General features: G+C 48.9%; 15 protein-coding genes and 1 pseudogene. 7 read left to right on the top strand and 9 right to left on the bottom strand.

Features of this window, described 5'->3' with window-relative positions; all coding sequences use genetic code 11:
- Positions 1 to 113: 113 nt before the first annotated feature.
- Positions 114 to 1043, bottom strand: coding sequence for a LysR family transcriptional regulator (locus NR195_RS02365; protein WP_256844029.1), 930 nt, complete (start codon positions 1041 to 1043; stop codon positions 114 to 116).
- Positions 1044 to 1170: 127 nt separating this feature from the next.
- Between NR195_RS02365 and NR195_RS02360 the strand changes: the two genes are divergently transcribed.
- The gene (locus tag NR195_RS02360; RefSeq protein ID WP_207253807.1) at positions 1171 to 1737 is read left to right on the top strand and encodes an NADPH-dependent FMN reductase; all 567 of its coding nucleotides are present in this window, start codon (positions 1171 to 1173) and stop codon (positions 1735 to 1737) included.
- Between the two features lie 43 nt (positions 1738 to 1780).
- A complete protein-coding gene (locus NR195_RS02355; RefSeq protein ID WP_010670676.1) occupies positions 1781 to 2305 on the top strand; it encodes a VOC family protein in 525 nt (174 codons plus the stop codon).
- A 255-nt stretch (positions 2306 to 2560) separates the two neighbouring features.
- Here NR195_RS02355 and hemH read toward each other — a convergent pair whose 3' ends face one another.
- The 3 genes and pseudogenes from hemH to NR195_RS02340 form a co-directional block, all read right to left on the bottom strand.
- Positions 2561 to 3532, bottom strand: coding sequence for a ferrochelatase (hemH, locus tag NR195_RS02350; protein ID WP_010259113.1), 972 nt, complete (start codon positions 3530 to 3532; stop codon positions 2561 to 2563).
- A gap of 629 nt (positions 3533 to 4161) precedes the next feature.
- Positions 4162 to 4452 (bottom strand): Bor family protein, encoded by a 291-nt coding sequence (locus tag NR195_RS02345; RefSeq protein WP_010259114.1) that lies wholly within the window; start codon positions 4450 to 4452, stop codon positions 4162 to 4164.
- A 198-nt stretch (positions 4453 to 4650) separates the two neighbouring features.
- Positions 4651 to 4785: pseudogene (locus tag NR195_RS02340) on the bottom strand (molecular chaperone DnaJ); the annotation flags it as partial.
- Between the two features lie 139 nt (positions 4786 to 4924).
- Here NR195_RS02340 and NR195_RS02335 point away from each other — a divergent pair.
- Complete coding sequence (locus NR195_RS02335; RefSeq protein ID WP_256844028.1) at positions 4925 to 5383, top strand: GNAT family N-acetyltransferase; 459 nt, start codon at positions 4925 to 4927, stop codon at positions 5381 to 5383.
- 81 nt (positions 5384 to 5464) lie between these two features.
- Here the strand turns inward: NR195_RS02335 and NR195_RS02330 are convergent, their stop codons facing one another.
- The gene (locus NR195_RS02330) at positions 5465 to 5881 is read right to left on the bottom strand and encodes a GNAT family N-acetyltransferase (protein ID WP_010259116.1); all 417 of its coding nucleotides are present in this window, start codon (positions 5879 to 5881) and stop codon (positions 5465 to 5467) included.
- Between the two features lie 327 nt (positions 5882 to 6208).
- Between NR195_RS02330 and NR195_RS02325 the strand changes: the two genes are divergently transcribed.
- Positions 6209 to 6940, top strand: coding sequence for an aspartate/glutamate racemase family protein (locus NR195_RS02325; protein WP_256844027.1), 732 nt, complete (start codon positions 6209 to 6211; stop codon positions 6938 to 6940).
- Positions 6941 to 7180: 240 nt separating this feature from the next.
- Here NR195_RS02325 and NR195_RS02320 read toward each other — a convergent pair whose 3' ends face one another.
- The 4 genes from NR195_RS02320 to NR195_RS02305 all read right to left on the bottom strand — a co-directional run bounded on the left by NR195_RS02320 (position 7181) and on the right by NR195_RS02305 (position 10118).
- Positions 7181 to 7633, bottom strand: a complete 453-nt coding sequence (locus tag NR195_RS02320; RefSeq protein ID WP_033786820.1) for a GNAT family N-acetyltransferase — start codon at positions 7631 to 7633, stop codon at positions 7181 to 7183.
- A gap of 124 nt (positions 7634 to 7757) precedes the next feature.
- The gene (locus NR195_RS02315) at positions 7758 to 8663 is read right to left on the bottom strand and encodes a right-handed parallel beta-helix repeat-containing protein (protein WP_256844026.1); all 906 of its coding nucleotides are present in this window, start codon (positions 8661 to 8663) and stop codon (positions 7758 to 7760) included.
- 42 nt (positions 8664 to 8705) lie between these two features.
- Positions 8706 to 9326: a LysE family translocator gene (locus NR195_RS02310; protein ID WP_256844025.1), complete on the bottom strand. Its 621-nt coding sequence runs from the start codon at positions 9324 to 9326 to the stop codon at positions 8706 to 8708.
- A gap of 66 nt (positions 9327 to 9392) precedes the next feature.
- The gene (locus tag NR195_RS02305; RefSeq protein WP_256844024.1) at positions 9393 to 10118 is read right to left on the bottom strand and encodes a type 1 glutamine amidotransferase; all 726 of its coding nucleotides are present in this window, start codon (positions 10116 to 10118) and stop codon (positions 9393 to 9395) included.
- Positions 10119 to 10231: 113 nt separating this feature from the next.
- On the opposite strand from NR195_RS02305, the gene NR195_RS02300 reads away from it, so the two are divergent.
- From NR195_RS02300 to NR195_RS02290, 3 genes are all read left to right on the top strand, one after another.
- Positions 10232 to 11005, top strand: a complete 774-nt coding sequence (locus tag NR195_RS02300; protein WP_256844106.1) for a helix-turn-helix transcriptional regulator — start codon at positions 10232 to 10234, stop codon at positions 11003 to 11005.
- 615 nt (positions 11006 to 11620) lie between these two features.
- Positions 11621 to 12007 (top strand): hypothetical protein, encoded by a 387-nt coding sequence (locus tag NR195_RS02295; protein WP_256844023.1) that lies wholly within the window; start codon positions 11621 to 11623, stop codon positions 12005 to 12007.
- Positions 12008 to 12205: 198 nt separating this feature from the next.
- On the top strand, positions 12206 to 12457 hold the full coding sequence (locus tag NR195_RS02290) for a hypothetical protein (protein ID WP_249406843.1): 252 nt from the start codon (positions 12206 to 12208) through the stop codon (positions 12455 to 12457).
- The last annotated feature ends 258 nt before the right edge of the window (positions 12458 to 12715 follow it).

Here is a 12715-nt window from a genome sequence, read left to right as displayed (position 1 = left end):
CTTTCGTTTAAAAAACCGGCACATGACACGGTGATGGCAGCAGGACAGACAGGATATAAGCTTGCTTAGAGTTGATAAACAGCCCTGAAATCGCCTGAGTGGTGACAAAAATTCTACCTAAGCGTGCCAAAGTATCCTTTTTCGGCCTTACTCAGCAGTTCATCGACAATAAGCCTGACCTTGGGGATCAGATGCCTTGTCCGGGGCCAGACAACGTTCAGCCCGACGGGTACGGGCATATGATCGGGCATAACAGCAACAAGCCTGCCCTCATCAATATGGCTGTTCACCATCGATTCAGGAAACTGGGCAATACCTGCTCCTGCCAGGCAGGCCTGAAGCATGGCGTCTCCGTCGCTTATCTGGTGTGCCGAGGCCGAGATAAACTTTATTTCCCGCTCCCCGGCTGGTCGCAGTCGCCAGGCAAGCGGCGCCCCCCGCCGGTACCCCATAATGCAGCAGTGTTTTTTTAGCGCATCGACATCAAAAGGCTGACCATGCCGCTCAACATAAGCGGGAGATGCGCAGAGCATGAGGCGCTGCCGGCTCAGACGACGCGCAATCAGCTCATCGGTACTCTGCAGTTCGCCCAGGCGCAGTACCAGGTCAACGCCCTCCTCAACCGGATCAATCAGACGATCGTTAAAGGTCAACACCAGACGCAGGGCTGGATAAATATTCATCACTTCTAGCAGCACCGGCATCATCAGATTGCGTCCGAATGATGCTGGCATGTCTATACGCACCGTTCCGGCAGGATTGTCCTGCCGCCGGCTGAGCGTATTTTCAGCCGAGTCCAGAATTTCCAGCGCAGAGAGGCAACTGGTGAGATAGGCCTCTCCGTCACTGGTCAGGCTTAGCTTACGGGTTGAGCGGTGAAACAACCGCGTTCCCAGCCTCTCCTCAAGCCGCGCCACGCTTTTTCCGACGGCAGATTTTGTAATGCCCAATTGCTCAGCAGCTTCAGTAAAGCTGCTGGACCTGGCCGTTGTGACAAAAGTCGTGATTCCTCGCAAGGATTCGGCTGTAAACCCGGTAGACATAAAGTTGACTCTCTGGCGACTCATAGCGTGTTTATCGATGTGTAATTCTATACCAGGCTTAAGTCAGTTCGAAAACAAAGTGCCGGCATCTGTCGGCGTATCCATATAAAAAACACGGGGAGCAGTCATGTCACAGACAAGACCTTTGAAATTTGTCTCACTGCTGGGCAGTCTTCGCGCGGATTCTTTTAACGCCGTCGTAGCCCGCAATCTTAGCCTGCTGGCGCCGGCAGGCGTGGATGTCAGCGCGCTCAGCTCTGTCGGGGAAATACCGCATTACGACGCTGACCTGCAGGCTCAGGGGTTTCCTGAATTGGTTGTGGAAATGGGACAAGCGATAGCGGCAGCAGACGGCCTGATTATTGTCACACCTGAATATAACTATTCTGTGCCGGGTGCCCTGAAAAATGCGCTGGACTGGCTTTCACGTCTTCCGGATACCCCAGTCGCCGGTAAGCCCGTCGCCATAATCACTGCGTCACCCGGTGCCATAGGTGGCGCAAGGGCGCAGTATCACCTGCGTCAGATTCTGGTCTTTCTTGACGGCAGAGTACTTAACAAGCCAGAAGTCATGATTGGACAGGCCTCGTCCCGGCTTGATCCAAAATCCGGCCGCATAACGGATGCGGACACCCGTGACCATATTTCGGCTCAGCTTAGTGCGCTCGCGACAATGGCGGCCCGCCAGGGCTGATTAATAACATCACTCACATCTGAACAACCACAGGGAGAAAACTATGTCTACCAACGTTATTCGCGGTATGGACCACGTCGGCATTACCGTTTCTGATATTGATGAGGCTACCCGCTTCTTTTCTGATGCCTTTGGTGCAGAAGTTATTTATGACTCCGTCTCGCCTTCAGACGACGACGTAAAAGGCGAAGAAACGGAAAATATTCTGAACCTGTTCCCGGGAACGAAAATTACCACGGTCAGAATGATGAAGCTGAAGCACGGCCCGGGACTGGAACTTTTTGAAATGAAGGGGCCAGAGCAAAGTCAGCCCGTGCGACCCAGCGATTATGGCCTGCAGCATTTTGCTGTTTACGTTGATGACATCAACGAGGCTATCAGCCTGTTCGAGCAGGCTGGCGGGAAAATGTTTACTTCTCCTCAGCCCCTGATGTTTCCAACTGAGGTGGGAGAGAATAACTTTTTCTGTTACGGCCGCACGCCGTGGGGTAGCGTCATTGAACTAATTTCTTTACCTTCAAAGCTGCCGTATGAAGACCATACCTCTCTGCGCCGCTGGAAGCCCTGAGTGTAACCGGGTGCGCCAGCGCAGGCGTACCCGTAAATACTAAACGTCCGCTCCTCGCTCATAGCTGACTTGCCCACGAATAATCTCCGACTCATACCCTCGTACAAGACAGTTGCTTGCAGCTGGAGTAGCGGGTTTCCAGGCGGCCCCTATAGCGCCGCCCCGGCACGTATCACATACCTGTCCGGGAGGGCCCACTTCTGGTTTCACTATGAATGTTGACACCTGCAACATCCGCTCACAAGAGTGTGAAAATCATCCCTGAAACCGATTAAGGTTCACAAGTTGTCGCAGCATCTCGATATGAATCGGTTTATCATTAAGCGCCGGTATGTAAGTAAACGATGTACCACCCGCATGCATAAAAATCTCCCTGTTCTGCTCATCAAGCTCCTCAAGCGTTTCTAAACAGTCTGATGCGAACCCCGGGCTGATTACATGCAGGCTTTTTATTCCTTCATTCGGTAGATTTTTAATTGTCTCATCAGTAAAAGGCGTTAACCATGGCTCTCTGCCGAATCTTGACTGGAACGTCATCAATATTTTCAATGACGGCATATTGATTGCTTCAATGAGTAATTTTGTCGTTAACTCACATCTTTCCTGGTATCGGTCCCCCTCTTTGACAAACCTTACCGGTATACCATGATATGAAATTAACAATGCATCTGGAACGCCGTTAGCTTCGAAAGATGCCTGAACGGATGCTCTTAACGCTTCAATGTAGGCAGGGTGATCGGCATAGTCATTGATGAAATTTATGGAGGGTGTATACCGGTTCTTCATTATCTGCAGGTGACGGCTCACGCTATCCCAAACAGAAGAAACGGTCGAAGATGAAAACTGGGGATACAAAGGAATGACGATAATTTTATCGACGCCTTTTTCCAGTAGCCTGTCAATTGCACCACCTATACTCGGCTCGCCATAACTCATTCCCAGCTCGACGGGCATACCTGTCACTTCTTCAAGCGCACGGGCTTGCCTGACGCTGTAAACCATGAGAGGGGAGCCTTCCTCCATCCAAATCGAAGAATATAATTTCGCCACTCGCCTTGCACGTAATGGGATAATCACGCCATGTAGAATGGGGCACCAAATGATTCTTGGTAAGTCGACCACTCTGTAGTCATGCAGAAATTTAGATAAAAATTTCTTTACCGCAACAGGCGTTGGTTCTTTTGGTGTTCCAAGGTTAACAATCAAAACACCCTGTTTATTCGTCATCAGGTGGGACCCTCAAAGCCATTGTCACTAACTCACTCATGCCAGTCACTCCGTAGCAGCTTGTCTTAAAGGCCTCAATTTGACCTCATTTTGTAGAAATAATTGAAATGCAGATTGACTGTTTCACGGCTTATGATGCTATGAATCTGATTGCAGCCATCGTTTTTACTCAATGATCATGATTTTAGGACATATCATCAGTGTAAACATTACTTTCTCAATCGTCAGATTTAACCGGTGTGGGGCTACGCGACGTCATCATTGAAGTCGGGGTGTGGAGGAGTTAGCTGGAGGAGGTGAGAAAACCGTATCTGGATGCCCGTGCAGATGCATGCCTTAGGCTTGATCTTTTTATGCGTATAAGTGATGAAGGCGACTGACCTGCTCCCTGTTAATCCTTACAGCACGCTTTTAGCAATGTCTGTTACTCGCTCAAAGCGGACTGACACGCATCAACAGCTTACCACTGCTTTTACCAGGCTGGACGACGTTGCCTGAACTCGTTTCGGATATCGTCGTCAGCAGGCGAGCCGCGCAGCGGTGCGAGAGCAGAATTTAATAGTTACAATATACTAATGCGATTTAATAACAGGCGCAGGATTAGGCCGGCGAACCGGCCTGAGGCATTATCAGATGGCGCAATAAACGCGCGCTTCACGTGGCGTGTAGATACCAAATGTCACCACGCTCAGTAAGCCATTAACAAACGTTTGCTGCACTTCAACCCGGTTAACTTTTTCCTGGCCGCCGCACACCTGCGCCGCATCAATGCTCTTACGCTGACCGATACCTGAAACAAAGAACGGCTGGCTGGTGGTTTTCGTCGCCGCGCCAACTTGATTCTGTTTCATTACGAAAGTCTGCTGCGCACAGCCGGTTAAACTCAGAGCCAACAACGCCGCAACACAAAGCTTGTTCATAAATATCCTTATCGCCTGAAATGAAAAAAATGCTGAGTGAAATCATCACTCAACCAGCAATCAGGTTATCGACAACGAAAGCGGAAACATGAGAAAAATTTTTAAGTACCCCTAACGGATACGTTTTGCTGAATAGTACAGCAATAAAAAAAGCCCCTGCACAGCAGGAGCTTTTTATGTTTACCGCAGCGTTTCCGCTTAGCGAGTCAAATCGTAGAAGAACTTTTTGACGCCATCGAGAAAGCTTTTTGAATGCGGACTGTTCTTCTCGCCCGCCGCACCACCAAAGCTCTATTCCGGCTTACGCAGCAGCGACTTATGCTTCTCGCTCATAGCGGACCCAGCGCTGCCGTCAGTCCGCTTTGTGCCAGAAGCGGATGTTTCACATGCACTCCTATGTAAAATACTGAAGGCCGTCATAGATGGAACATTATGTTAGATTCAGTAGTTAAAACTGAATCCAGGATAGCGAATGTTCAGCATTTCAGAAGTAGATAAAAGTGATTCTGGCCTGCAGTGGCTGGTAAGCGAACTCGATGCCTTTCAGAACGCACTATATCCTGCAGAAAGTAATCACTGCCTGGATCTTTCAACAGTTACTGATGAGCAGCTCCGGTGCATTATCGTACGTGATGAAGGTGGCTTACCTGCAGGTTGTGGTGCTTTGCTATTTCATGAAAATGGCTCAGCTGAGATTAAGCGGGTTTATATTCGACCGGAATATCGGCGTAGGAAGCTCGGAGAACAGATAGTCAGCGCAATCGAGACGATTGCTTCAGAAAAGAATTTGAGCCTATTGCAGCTTGAAACAGGGATTCACCAGCAAGCGGCTATAGCACTTTATCGTAGATGCGGTTATGAGATATGCAATTCATTCCCACCTTATGCAACAGATCCGTTGAGTGTTTTTATGTGCAAAAAACTTCCTTAACTTCATGTTTTTATGTTGCTAAAGGGTGTAGATGCAAAGTTATAATGTCCGCACCCCCACCTATGAACAGGCTATCTGGTTTTATCGGAGAGGCTTTTTCATTGAAGGTGATGTGTGAGCCACAAAGCCATTCCGTTCATAAAACGGTATCGCCTGCTGTCGGGCATCAAGGAACACGAAGTTCATATCCCTGCTTTCTGATTCAGTGGTGGCAAAATCCAGCAATTTTTTCCCTATCCCTGTGCTTCTTAAAGCCTCGTCTACGATCAAATCATCAATATGGAGATGTGATCCTCTGGCCAGAGTATGAACGGGACGGAAACCCATCAAGCCAAGCATTTTTTCATTGCCAAATGCGCCAACAAGTTCATAACCGTTCAACGTCTGAATTCTGACGCTTTCGATAAATTTTTCCCTGGAAATGTTCCGTAGCTGTGAAATCAGACTGTAAGCATGATCCCATTCTAGCGGCAGTAACTTTCTGATTGAAATGTTCATAGTGCCTTCATTTCCATATAGGTTTCTGATTTTATAAGCTTATGAGCAATGATCCGCAACAGTGAAGTTATGTTTAACGTATTAGAACATTCAGTTGCCATAAGTGAAACGTCTGCTCCTCGCTCATAGCGGACCTTCCGGAGCGTAGGTCCGCTTTGTGCCTGAAGCCTGCTCTCTCCGCATCATGATATGTTGATCAATTGCGGCAGTTCACCTGCACCTTTCTGAGTGACCTCCCGCATGTTCATTCCGTTCGTCAGTAATTTTGCAGGCAACTTAGCTATAATTTGTTAAGCGGAAAGAAGATCTTAAAAGGAGGCACTGACAATGACTGTTTCTATAGGTGTGCTTGCAGGAATGGGACCCCGCTCCACAGCCCCCTTCGTTGATATGCTGGTGACAGAGTGTCACATCGGGTACGGAGCGAAATATGATATGGATTTTCCTAAAATGCATATTATCTCGTTGCCGACACCTTTCTGGCCTGGCAAGAAAGTTGATGATAATGCGATGATCGCAACCCTGCAGCAGGGTATTGCCGAACTCGTCAGGGCCAAAGTGAGTCTGATAGCTGTTCCCTGTAATCTTGCGCACTGCTACTTTGCCGAAATGAAGGCGGTGAGCTCCGGTATCCCACTTCTGCATATCGCAGACATTGCACTTGAGTCACTGCCTGCAGAGGCAACCAGGATTGCTGTACTGGCTACGGAACCTACACTGGAAGCGGGTTTTTATCAGGCGCGGATAGAAGCTTCTGGCAAAGAGATTATTGATCCACCTCTGCTTCGTGAGATGACCACATCGCTAATTGGACGGATTAAAACGAAAGGTTTTCATGACTCCGGTGTACAGGCAGAGTGGATGAATTTAATGTCTGTAGTGGCAAATCTTAATGTGGAGGCTCTTCTTATTGCCTGTACAGATCTTAGTCCCCTGATAACTGAAAACACTTTCAGCTTTGTCATCGTAGATACGGCAGCAAGCCTTTCCAGTGCGACCATTAAAAACTACAGACGTATGTCCGGGAAAATTACAGGCGGCACCCATAATACCGGCTAACCTAATGTCCGCTCTTCGCTCAAAGCTGCCAGTCAGTTCCTTTGATTTCCTGAAGAAGTTTAAGCCGCCGTTCTGCATGCCTGGTCAGAAACGCAGTGTGTCCAGAGCGGCGCGGATTTACCTGTAATTGCTCTGATTTGCCTGAAAGTGGTTTGGTTATGTCAGTGCTGTATCCCGGCAGGCGTTCCTGAAAAGCGGTTCACTGGACAGAATATGCGGCCTATCCAGGACGTGACTATATCAACGCACTGGGTCTCTGAGACAGAGATGGTGCGTGACTTTTTCTATGCCAGTCAAAGCAACAAAGCCAGCTCGTTCATAGAATGTGAATGCCGATGGAGGAGCGTTTGTGTTGATAAAATCAAACCAGTGGCCAGAATTCTTAAGTGTCTCACTGAGCAGAGCGCTGCCAACCTGCCTTTTTCTCCATCCTGAGTCTACATAGAGATGTCGCAGACGTCCGATGCCAGTTTTTAGTGTAAACGGGTCGATGTTGAGTCCACACACGCCAATGATTAATCCATCTACAGAAGCCCCAATTAGTTTTTCTCCGGGTCTGTCAAAGCGGTTATGTCCGCTAAGCCAGTTGTCTTCCAGTCGGCGTAACATGTTAAACCCTTCAGCCATGCTCTGCGATCTTAACTCAGTAAATCCTGGGCTGTCCGGGGTGACGCTTGTGAGTTGGATATTCATGATTCTTCCAGTGATTTCAATCTGCATAGTCAGGACAGAATTATGATTGTGTCCAGTATGACAATGGCACTCTCATACTTCCTACTGCCATCAATGCTCGCTTTGTGCCAAAAGCGGACAAAAATTATTGGGAGATTATGGACGCTGGTTCAGCCGGCGCATTGAGATGAACATCACACTGAGGGCCAAAGCATTGTATCTGCTGGCAGGCAGGCTTACCGCTGAGGCAATTGTGATAAACGTGCATGTTATGCAGTCTGACATTAAAGACGGTATCCATATGGATACCGTAATCGGCATTGTCATGCACCTCCAGATCGCTCATATAAACGTTGATCAGGTGCGAACCCCGAATGCCGTGCCCGCGTGGGCTGGCATAATAACCTCCGCTGTTTTTTCCGGTCTGGATTAGACGAACATCTGCGACGCGGCGAAGGTAGATGTTGTGAAAATAGTCCTTCTCAGTGTTGCCATTGTTATGCAACTTCAGATCCGTCGCCATGACATGACTGGCGCCTTTGATATGGATCCCATCGCTGCTGTTCTCCACCTCAACGTTCTGAAGAGTAATATCATTACAGCCGGTTTTTTCATCGGCGGTCGGGTCTCCGCTGCAGTTAAGAAAGAGACCAATCTGATTATTTCTCAGATCCTGACTGTCAGCCCGTTGGTCAATAGTGCCGACCAGTTTCACATCCTTTATCGTGACGTGGCTGGCGGCAGTGGTATAGAGCAGCGGCGCATTAATGGTGCTCCTCACCGCAGGACTCCAGGTGATAACCGTACCCGGCCCCGTGCCTTGAAGTGCCACATTGCTGCTCAGCAACAGGCTGCTGGCCTGAAACCAAGTACCTTTACCGAGCAGTACCGTGCCGCCACCGGCGACCTGTTTAATGCATTCAGACAGTTTTTGTGAAGATGAACACGCCACCGTGCCAGCAGCAACGGCAGCGGGGAGGTAACATGCCAGCATGAAACCAGCGATAAAACTGACATTGCGTAAAAGGGCTTTCAAAGTAATTTTGCTCACAGTTAACTTAAGAACAGAGGGAGAGGTCAACACTGACAGAGATCATCTCAGAAGGAGCCGGATCCCCAGATACCCCATCACCAGCCCACTCGCTTTATCCAGCCGGGATTTGTATTTCATATAGGTGAGACGTGGCTTTTCAGCCGATAACAGCCATGCCACCAGGCCATACCAGGCTGCATCAATGAAGAACGCCATACCGGGCAACAAAAGATAAAGATAGGGCGAGATATGCTGACTGAGCAGCGCAGCAAAAATACTGCCAAATACAATTGCTGTATTCGGATTACTGAGCTGAGTCGCCATACCGGTAATAAACGCGCGGCCCGGACGGTGTGCGTTTTCGCCTCCCAGGCTCAGATCCAGGCTGTCGCCCGTTCTGAAAAGCATGCCACAGCCAAGCCAGAGAAGGTAAACCCCACCGGCGGTTTTAAGCACGGCATACAGCCAGGGAACCAGCTCCAGCAGAGAGTGCAGCCCGGCCAGCGCAATAACTGAGAAAATCATGCATCCCACGCCCATGCCTGCGGCGGCGGAGAGCGCACTGAGGCGAGATGAGACGACGGCAGTACGTACTATCATGATGAAGCTTGATCCGGGACTCATGGCGCCTACCAGGATAGCGCCGGCTATCGTCAGAAGGGCGGCTGGCGATTCAGTCATAGTGTTACCTGCACTGTTAGTTTCAGAATTGCCTCTTTTGAGCAGGATAATCTGCGCAAAAGACGATCATTGATGGCTCTGGTTGTAACGCCCGGCCAGTTTGTCCAGGAATGTGAACAGAGCCTGGTTCATCTCCCGGTAATCATGTGCACGCAGTTGTGCAGGCGTATGGACAAAGCGGTATTCAGCTCCCCGGCTCATATCCTTTTCGGAGTGCGCAATAAGCAGTTCGACTACTTCCGGTGTCAGCTCCATGTGGCACTGGAAACCGAACACCAGATCGCTGTAGGCGACGATCTGACGCGGGCACCCTTCACTGTGGGCGATGACCGTGGCATCAGGCGTCAGCCCAGGCATATCGTTATGCCAGTGACCGACCTCAAGCGTGTGTCCGAAATGTGAAAACAGCTCATGCTGTTGCCCTGCCTGCGTCAGAGAGACAGGAAACTTGCCGATCTCTTTTTCCGGGCTGTGTGCAAAAGAAGCACCGAGCGCCTCACCAATGAGCTGGGAACCCAGGCAGATGCCAATAACGGCTTTACCTGCGCGCACAGCGGATGCGATGACCGCCTGCTCAGCCTTTGCATCAAAATGCGGGCACTCTTCAGGGGTGGTTGCCGGGTCCTGTGGACCGCCCATAACAATCAAAAAATCGATGTCATCCACGCTGGACGGTAGAGCCTCACCTTCATAAACTCGTGAATAGGTGACGTGATTACCTTTGCCTATGGCCCAGGACTCATAAGCGCCGGGAGCCTCAAAACTTTCATGGATGATGAAATGAACGTGCATTTAAAGATGCTCCTGTAATGCTTATGTTAACCTTAATTTTTCAAGTTTCACCCTGCCGGGATGTTATGAATCGGGTGAGTCCAACTAAGATAACTGCAGGAACTAAATTTGAAATGCCAGGTAGCATAGATAAAGCGCCAAGACATGATGAAGCGACGGGATGGTCTTGCACCGCCATCAGCTATCAACGCGGAGAGACCGATCCTCCTCATCATCATATTGAAGGACAGCTGTTATTTGCTACCAGGGGCGTTATGTTGGTTGAAACAGAGGGCAATCGTTGGGTGATACCCCCTCAGCGGGCATTGTGGCTACCGCCTCTGCAGATTCACAGCTACAACCTGCTATCCCACACCGACTTAAGGGCTATTTATTTCAGTAGCAGTCTTATCGAAGAATGCCTGAATTTTACGAAGAGTCGCCAGGTGCATGTGATTACAGCCACCGCACTGGTGAAAGAGCTGATAGCCGGGCTTTTCAATGCCGACTACACTGGACCGAGCCAGCGTAAAATGGCGCTGTTAATTTTAGAAATTCTCAGTGAGGCAAAGCCTTTGACCGCGGAGCTACCTATGCCGCATGATGAGCGCTTAAACAGGGCAACCAAAGAGTTACTGGTCAGTCACCGCTGGGAAGCGTCTCTAAGCGATCTGGCCCATATTGCCAATATGTCTGAACGCACCTTCTCGCGAATGTTTATTAAGGATACGGGCTTCAGCTTCAGAACCTGGAAGCAAAGAGCAAGAATTTGTGCGTCATTAGATCTCCTCGCCAATGGCATCTCAATTAAGCAGGTCTCCTACCAACTGGGCTTCTCATGTCCGGCTGCATTTACCGCTGCATTTCGTTCCATTCTGGAATTAACACCACGCAATTTTCTTCTTTAGCACATGGCCAATGTCCGCTTTTCGCTCAAAGCAGCCAGTCGATGCGCTAACATCACGTTTTCAATCAGTCACCGTTTACTGCGCTGGCGAACGTGTGCGTAACCCCCGCGATGTCTGTTTCTCTGGGCTTCCTTTCTTCCCATAATCTGCCGATTGGCATGCAGTTCTGTGCAGGATTTAATCAGGAGAATTTATTGCTGGCACTGGCGGATCAGCTTAAAAGCACCTATCCGTGGCAGACAAGAAAACAGGAGGTATGGGCTGGGCGCTAAAGACCTTTCAGAAGCATCGCCTGATGCTTTTTTCCAGAACGTGTAAGCGACGACTTCCTCTCTGCTATTTTTTGTCTCGAAAATAGCGGGGAGAGGCGACCGGCTCATAAAGTCACCTGGAAAACTTTAGCTCACTGCTCACGGTTGACATGACTCTCCGTAACAGGCATACCACTTTGTCAGTTTTGCCGTTAGCGAACAGGTGAACAACCGGGAACTTACGCTATCGAACAATCTGATATTGTGAGTATTTGCGCTCGTCGTCAGAAGCGGAATAATATCGATATCGGTGGTTTTAATCTGCGGAAGTAACAACTCAAGGCTGAAAGAGCAGGAGATTAATATGCAATCAGTTCACCTCATGGGTGATGGATACGAACCTCATGTGACACAGGAGGAAGGTAAACTGACCTACTCATTGCCTGTCGATTCTGGTTTTATCAGCTATGAATTTGCCTTTGAGATCAGCCGGCACGATCTGGATATTCTGCTTTCCGATGATTACAGACGTGCCGTGCTCGAAATTACTGCGCATACCTTGCTCCAGCGTTCGACGCTAACAGGCTATGACCGCTTTACCCAGAAAGACTTCGATAAACTGGTCACGAACACCCTTCACTCCACACCCGATTTCCTGCACACATTCATTTCTCAGATAAGCCATGAACATCACATTGTTATAGAGCATTACGTGAAAGAAATCATGGGCCGGCGTTCTGCCTCACAATGAATACAATGAGTACTAAAGAACACATTTAAACTTTTTGAAGTGAAAGCGACTGTCCCTTCAGGTTGGATATAAAGTGCAAAACAGTGTCCTGCGATAGCTCTACACCTGAACATTCAGATAAAAGGGAGGTTTTACAGAGTGAGTTGTGAGTTCTGTCAGGATCTATGTGTTAAATACGTTATACGGGAACCTCGTCAGTTGAGCCTGGCAATACGTATTGCACAGAACGCAGTTAAAGAAGAGATCATTTCCGAAGTTTCAACCATCAATAACTGGAATCAGTACACCTTTTCTGAATGTGCTGAACAGATGATTTGGGGCGATATCGTTGATTACCATTTTGCATGTAATCATTGCGGAACCTCGTTCGTGCTGGGAGCTGAAACCTATCATGGCAGTGGGGGTTACTGGTCTCCCGAAAGTGAAAAACCAACAGAAATAATAAACTGACGCAATGAATTGCTGTACGCGGAGTTCCGCGAAGTCACTCAGGCCAGTTCATCACAGACGTTTGAGGGAATTCAGTAGCCTGTCTCGCACATAGATGTTGGTCATCAGCAACAGACTTCTTTTTGTGCCTGAAACAGAAAATCTTTCTGACGTGGCGCGCGGTTTCAGAATAGAAGGCGGGTTAATCAGGCGTTCAGGAAATGTATCCTTGCGGGAACAGGCGGCAAAGCGTTAAACGTAAGATCTATTACCTTCAAA

It is taken from the genome of Pantoea sp. Ft-CA_14 (assembly GCF_024520875.1).
GTDB lineage: Bacteria > Pseudomonadota > Gammaproteobacteria > Enterobacterales > Enterobacteriaceae > Pantoea > Pantoea agglomerans.
Note: the sequence above shows the minus strand (reverse complement) of the source record. Positions and strands in the feature narration are given on the sequence as shown.

Bases quoted from the DNA above. Each gene is read 5' to 3' on its own strand.
- NR195_RS02365 (WP_256844029.1), bottom strand. From the start codon at position 1,043: ATGTCTACCGGGTTTACAGCCGAATCCTTGCGAGGAATCACGACTTTT.
- NR195_RS02360 (WP_207253807.1), top strand. From the start codon at position 1,171: ATGTCACAGACAAGACCTTTGAAATTTGTCTCACTGCTGGGCAGTCTT.
- NR195_RS02355 (WP_010670676.1), top strand. From the start codon at position 1,781: ATGTCTACCAACGTTATTCGCGGTATGGACCACGTCGGCATTACCGTT.
- hemH (WP_010259113.1), bottom strand. From the start codon at position 3,532: ATGACGAATAAACAGGGTGTTTTGATTGTTAACCTTGGAACACCAAAA.
- NR195_RS02345 (WP_010259114.1), bottom strand. From the start codon at position 4,452: ATGAACAAGCTTTGTGTTGCGGCGTTGTTGGCTCTGAGTTTAACCGGC.
- NR195_RS02335 (WP_256844028.1), top strand. From the start codon at position 4,925: ATGTTCAGCATTTCAGAAGTAGATAAAAGTGATTCTGGCCTGCAGTGG.
- NR195_RS02330 (WP_010259116.1), bottom strand. From the start codon at position 5,881: ATGAACATTTCAATCAGAAAGTTACTGCCGCTAGAATGGGATCATGCT.
- NR195_RS02325 (WP_256844027.1), top strand. From the start codon at position 6,209: ATGACTGTTTCTATAGGTGTGCTTGCAGGAATGGGACCCCGCTCCACA.
- NR195_RS02320 (WP_033786820.1), bottom strand. From the start codon at position 7,633: ATGAATATCCAACTCACAAGCGTCACCCCGGACAGCCCAGGATTTACT.
- NR195_RS02310 (WP_256844025.1), bottom strand. From the start codon at position 9,326: ATGACTGAATCGCCAGCCGCCCTTCTGACGATAGCCGGCGCTATCCTG.
- NR195_RS02305 (WP_256844024.1), bottom strand. From the start codon at position 10,118: ATGCACGTTCATTTCATCATCCATGAAAGTTTTGAGGCTCCCGGCGCT.
- NR195_RS02300 (WP_256844106.1), top strand. From the start codon at position 10,232: ATGCCAGGTAGCATAGATAAAGCGCCAAGACATGATGAAGCGACGGGA.
- NR195_RS02295 (WP_256844023.1), top strand. From the start codon at position 11,621: ATGCAATCAGTTCACCTCATGGGTGATGGATACGAACCTCATGTGACA.